This window comes from Neobacillus sp. FW104-15D2, from assembly GCF_058790155.1.
Map to the genome: position 1 here is coordinate 77,503 of NZ_JBYTCJ010000025.1, position 6,000 is coordinate 83,502.

Sequence of the window (6,000 nt, forward strand, 5' to 3'; positions counted from 1 at the left end):
ATTGTTGTCCGGCGTAAGTTCTCGTTGAGAAAAAAATAAACCATGTAGAAATATTTCCATTTCGTGAAATATGAAAAATGACTGCTATGGGGAGGGTATTTTTGTAATCGAATGTTTTGGGTTTAATGCAAACAATTACTGATTGCTGTTATTTGGTGACTTATATGCAGGAGTAGGATGGAACTGCTGATTTAGGGGGCTGTTTTTTTATAATAAGTACCGAACGACCCAATTATGAACATCGAGATTCCAATTAATAAAGGGATATAACAGTAAATTTCATGAGTAATATCAAAGAAAAAAGAAAAGCCGCCTGATATCCAAAGGATAGTCATAAGTATTCCAAATTCAATTGGGAAAGGGGATAAAAACAACATACATAAGTATACTTTCCTCATAATAAAACCCACCTATCGGCAAAGTGTTTTTGTAAATACAATATTAATCAGTGTGTTCATAGGTTACATTAGAAGTATTAATTCCTTTGTGCTCACTATTTTGGGTATATATTATATAAACGATCTGCGGAAAAGCGGGGCCAGGAGAGGTAATAAACGAGATAACAACAGTAAAGTTTAATGGTAACCACTTTTTCACTAAAGTCAACAATCCACAATAGGACTTATTAGATACATTAGGAAGCTTTTAACCTTAATATGATAGGTGGTGGCATCCACTAATAATTTTTTATCTGTTGCTTAAGTAAAAGATGCATTGCCAAAGAATAATATTTATAGTTAAAAAAGGTGAAATTTTAATCTTACTTTAATTTGTTTATTTTATAATCATATAATGTTTAATATCTGGTTGATAATATTAAAGAAAGGATTCCAATATTATGAACTACTTGATAAAGACGCTAATCATAATCGATATTCTTATTATATTGGCTATTATTTGTGGAGAAGTCTTTTTTAGAATATGAATAATGTTTATAAAACGAGAAAAAAACCTATATTAAATAACCATTTACTAATGGGTTATATAATATAGGTTTTTTTTGTGTATTAAATTCTATTGAATGGATATATAAAATAAGTCAAAACACCAACCAAGATTCCTGTAATAACACCAAAAAAAACTTCCGCCGGCTGGTGCCCTAATAATTCTTTTAATTTTTCTCTGGACTCTGTTTTCTTTAAGTTAGGGTCTTTTAGTGTGTCAATTAAACGATTGAAATCAACTAATAATTTATTTAAAACCTCAGCATGATAACCTGCATGTCTTCTAACGCCTGTAGCATCATGCATCACGATTAAGGAAACTATAATACAAATTGCAAAATCGTCAGAATAAAGACCAGAAGTAAATCCAATTGCCGTAGTTAAAGAAATAATGGTTGCAGTATGAGAACTTGGCATACCACCTGTGCTAAACATTAATTTTAAATTGAGTTCTCTGGATATTAAAAAATGAATGGGGATTTTTACTATTTGTGCGATTAGCATTCCCAAAAGAGCAGATAAAATTGGATAGGATAAAAACATGTTGCCTCCTAAAAATGATGAAGGCATGTAAAATCAATGCCTTCAAAAGATTATGGTAATATCTTGTTCAAAACCATATGAATTTACTATAGCGATCTTCCTGATTAAAATGAAAAAAAGAAACAGTGGAATTAAAATATACCATATTAAATTTCCTTTAAAAAATTTATTGCAGGATATACTCTAAACAAGCTTTGCAGCCAGAAAAGGAGAATTATTTCAGTAAATTATAAACTGTTCGTTATTGTTTTATTAAAAATTTATTAAATTACGTTCTATTTTAAAATTAGGTGTTAAATTAAAAATTGATGTAATAACTTAATTGGTTGCCAGGTTTGGTCATTGAGTCCTTTCATTTTTATATGAAAACTTTCTAAAGGAAGATTACATTCTCTTTATGGTCGATCTTCCCTCTTTATTCCGTTATTTAATGTATAAAATTTATAGCTTTAAAAAAGCACGGCAAAAAGGAATCGAGGAATTCATGACAATACGAAATCTTAAAAAATTATTTCAACAAGAGAAAACATATTTACTGATTGCAATGTTTATTATTGTACTTTGGGTGTTGCCATATTTTGTCCTTGGACAAGACGCACATATGAGGATTCATGATAATCTGGATTCCAATGTAGCCTGGTACAAAGTATTAATGAATAGCGGGCAGCTTTTTGGTCCTCTTAATGCTAATATTCCACAAATCATAAACGGGCAATTATCCCGAAATGCTCTTTATTCCGAATACTACGGCATTATAGAATTGTTTCGGTTCTTTCCGCCGGTTACTGCTTATGGATTAAATGTTGCAATCACTCGGTTTGCAGCCTTCTTAGGAATGTATTTACTTTTAAAAGACTATATCATTAAACCTAAGGGACAGGGGATTATTCGAGTTGCAGCCGCCTTAACCTTTTCTCTAACTCCTTTTTGGCCTAATGGCATGTTGAGTACACTAGGAATGCCTTTAGCCTTATGGGCATTTTTAAATCTGCGGTATCATGTGAAAACAAGGCAGAGTTGGATTACGCTTACCCTGTTGCCGTTTTATTCTACTTTCATGTTAGGATTTTTCTTTTTCTTAAGTGCAATGGGTATATTTTGGCTTGTTGATGTCATTAGAACAAAAAAAGTTCAGGTAAGAATGTTCCTTTCCATTCTGTATATGACTCTCCTCTATATGGCCATTGAATATCGTACTATCGCATCGCTAATTTTTACAACCGAAAAAACGAATCGTTCGGAATTTGATGAGTCAAAAAACACCCTCTATCAGACGATTGGGCTAATCTTCAAAAATTATTTTATTGGACATAACCAGGATCAAACGCTTTATGAGTTCATTATCTTTCCAACCGCTTTGATTGCACTTATTATAGTCATCGTTCAAAAAAGATGGAGACAGGAAAAGCTATTTATCGGGTTACATCTGGCAAACTTTTTGTTATCTGTATGGTATTCCTTTTGGTGGTATCAGGGGTGGGTGCCTTTAAAACAAAAAATAAATGTTTTAAACACCTTTAATTTTTCCCGTTATCATTATTTAAGACCGATGATCATTTATATTTTATTCGCAGTTTCTCTTCAAATACTGTGGAGGATTAATAAGAAATGGCGTATATTTGCTATACTTCTTGCCATTTTGCAGCTTTGTGTTCTTTTCCCATCAAACGAGGAAATTTATTACCGTCATTCTCCTTCTTTTAAGCAGTTTTATGAAGTTAAGGAATTTGAGGACATCAAGAAATATATTGGAAAACCGGTTAAAGATTATAGGGTCATTAGCATCGGACTTCATCCTGCAATTGCCCAATATAATGGACTTTATACACTTGATACTTATAATAATTTTTACCCTTTGTCATATAAGCACCAATTTCGAAAAATTATTGCTCCTGAACTAGATAAAAACCTCACATTAAAGGAATATTTTGATGAGTGGGGGGGAAGATGTTATGTATTCGTAAATGAACTTGGGGAAAATTATATGTTTTTGAGAAATTCATCAAAAGTAATCCGAAACATGGATTTAAATACAGCAGTTTTGAAAAAAATGGGGGGAGATTATATTCTTTCCACAGTCCGGATACAAAACGCCAGTGAAAATCACCTGGAGCTAAAAAAGATCTTTCATAAAAAGGAATACTATTGGCGGATATATTTATATAGAGTTTTGTAAAAATTAAGACACAGGAGAGACTTCAAAATGACTCTCCTTCCTTATTATTATTTGGTCCTTAAAAAACTAATTTACTAGTTTCTGGAGGGTATTAGAGTGCATTTTAATATACAACAGTATGGATTTCCAGGTATCTTTTTTGCATTTTTGCTTGAAATGATAGGGATCCCTTTTCCAGGGGAAACTATTCTTACTTTATCAGGCATACAATGGAAACAGGGGACATTTTTATTTACGCCACTGCTCCTTGTAACCCTTTCAGGAACTCTCATAGGTTCCAATTTTGCTTATATGATTGGCCGTTTTTTAGGACGGAACTTTATTTTGCGATTTGGCAAATATGTAGGAATAACAAATAAGAAATTTAACACTGTGGATGAAAAGTTTAAAAAATACAGTGTGCTAGTGGTTTTTGGGGGTAAATTTGTTGCGGGAATTCGAGTTTTTTCAGCTTATTTAGCTGGTATAAATCGAATGAGCTTTTGGAAGTTTACCTTTTATAACTCAACAGGTACTCTTTTGTGGATAATTGTTTTTATTTTATTGGGAAGATATGCTAATATCTTTTGGGGGCAATATCATCATTTTCTACGGAAACAATTTCTATTATTTATAATTTTGATCATTCTATTGGTTATGATGACTACTGTCATTTTTATTAAACAGCATAGAACTAAAAAAATTAAATACCATGTAGGTTCAATTATTTGGAAATTATTATATTGGAAAAATTAATAAAGATATTTAAAACAATAGATTCATACTATTCACTGCGTTAATTTTTACCTAAATTGATGAATTTAATAATTTCTTAATAAAAAAGGTTTATAGTTAAAAGTGTAAAAAGCAAATCATTTACTTTAAAACTATATAAATGAAATGGAAAATAGTAAGGTTTCTAAAAAAAAGCTATGCTTTTTTAAAATAAATCAAGTGACTATATACGCTTGATATAAATATAGATAAAGCCATTCCTTTTACTAACTCCTTTCCTGTAAAGACATTTAAAGGAGAAAGAAGAGATGGAGTTAGTAAATAGGAAAGAAATATAGAAAGGGTTGATATCTATGAATAAAAAAATTCTGGTCATTTCTTCGGACCATACTGGTCATGGACATAAAAGTATCGCTGAATCATTACAAGAAAAAATTGGTGTGAATACACAAGTTGTTTTACATGTGGTTGACGGCTTTGCTTTAGGTGGATCCGCGTTATTAAACATTGGTAAATCTTATGGACCCATTACTCGATATTCTGCCCAGCTTTGGAACGCGATTTGGCATTTCTCTGCTAAGAATTCTTATCTAGTGGACAAGTTTATCGAAGTAATGATTCGAAAGAATTTACTGACTGTACTAAATGAAGTAAAACCTGACTTGATCTTATCGCTTCATCCTAATTTCAATGGCTCTGTCATTAATATCCTTCGTAAAGAAAATATACACATTCCTTTTGGCACCCTTATTGCGGATTTAGTGAATATTTATCCTTTATGGGCGGACAAAAGAGCGGACTTTATCCTTAGTCCTACCGAGGAAGCAAAAGAAAAATGTTTAGAATTTGGGGTTCCTGAAGAAAAAATCAATGTAGTTGGATTTCCTGTTCGGGAAAGATTTAATGCCAAAACCAAGATCCGGAAAAACGGGAAATCACATTTCAACTTTTTATTGATGAGCGGTGGTGAAGGTGTAGGCAATATGAGCGCCATTGCAGAAGAGCTTCTTGAACATTTTGACTGTACCGTAAGTATGATTGCGGGCAGAAATGAAACATTAAAAGTGGAATTGGAATCTTCTTTAAAGGGTCGCTTCGGAGATCGTGCCAAGATTTATGGATTTGTAAAGAATATTCAAGAATTGATGCTTTCAGCAGATATTGCGATTACTAGAGGAAGCCCAAATGTAATGTTTGAATGTATTGCGACTAATTTACCAATTATTATTACAGGCGCTTTACCAGGGCAAGAAAAAGATAATCCAAGGTTTGCCGAAAAGCATAATTTAGGAATTTTTTGCCAAGACACTAAAAATCTTACATCGATAATGGAAGAATTGTTAGACCATAATGAGAAACGTTTATCTTCGATCATCAAATCACAGAAAGAATTCATCAACAGACATGCAGCAGAAGATATTTTGAATTTTCTTGTATCTGTAGAAGCAGCGGAATTTGAACCTATTAAGAAAAGAAGAGTTTCTTTCGCTCTGGCTTTAAATAAATTTTTGAACTAAAATGGGATCGCTGAGGCGATCTTTTTTTGGCTAATCAGAATTTATATCCCTAAATTCTGAACGCACGACGGACAGGATAAGGAAGGCTTCGTCAGCATTATCATCG

General features: G+C 32.2%; 4 protein-coding genes. 3 read left to right on the top strand and 1 reads right to left on the bottom strand.

Translation table 11 applies throughout. From position 1 onward, the window contains the following. Window positions 1-1,007: 1,007 nt before the first annotated feature. The gene (locus AC3WR0_RS18565; protein WP_492553708.1) at window positions 1,008-1,487 is read right to left on the bottom strand and encodes a divergent PAP2 family protein; all 480 of its coding nucleotides are present in this window, start codon (window positions 1,485-1,487) and stop codon (window positions 1,008-1,010) included. Window positions 1,488-1,971: 484 nt separating this feature from the next. Here AC3WR0_RS18565 and AC3WR0_RS18570 point away from each other — a divergent pair, with 484 nt between their 5' ends. From AC3WR0_RS18570 to AC3WR0_RS18580, 3 genes are all read left to right on the top strand, one after another. Further along, entirely contained in the window at window positions 1,972-3,663 is a 1,692-nt protein-coding gene (locus tag AC3WR0_RS18570; RefSeq protein ID WP_492553714.1) for a DUF6044 family protein, read from the top strand. A gap of 96 nt (window positions 3,664-3,759) precedes the next feature. Continuing rightward, on the top strand, window positions 3,760-4,398 hold the full coding sequence (locus tag AC3WR0_RS18575; protein WP_492553709.1) for a DedA family protein: 639 nt from the start codon (window positions 3,760-3,762) through the stop codon (window positions 4,396-4,398). Between the two features lie 332 nt (window positions 4,399-4,730). Then, on the top strand, window positions 4,731-5,894 hold the full coding sequence (locus tag AC3WR0_RS18580; protein WP_492553710.1) for an MGDG synthase family glycosyltransferase: 1,164 nt from the start codon (window positions 4,731-4,733) through the stop codon (window positions 5,892-5,894). The last annotated feature ends 106 nt before the right edge of the window (window positions 5,895-6,000 follow it).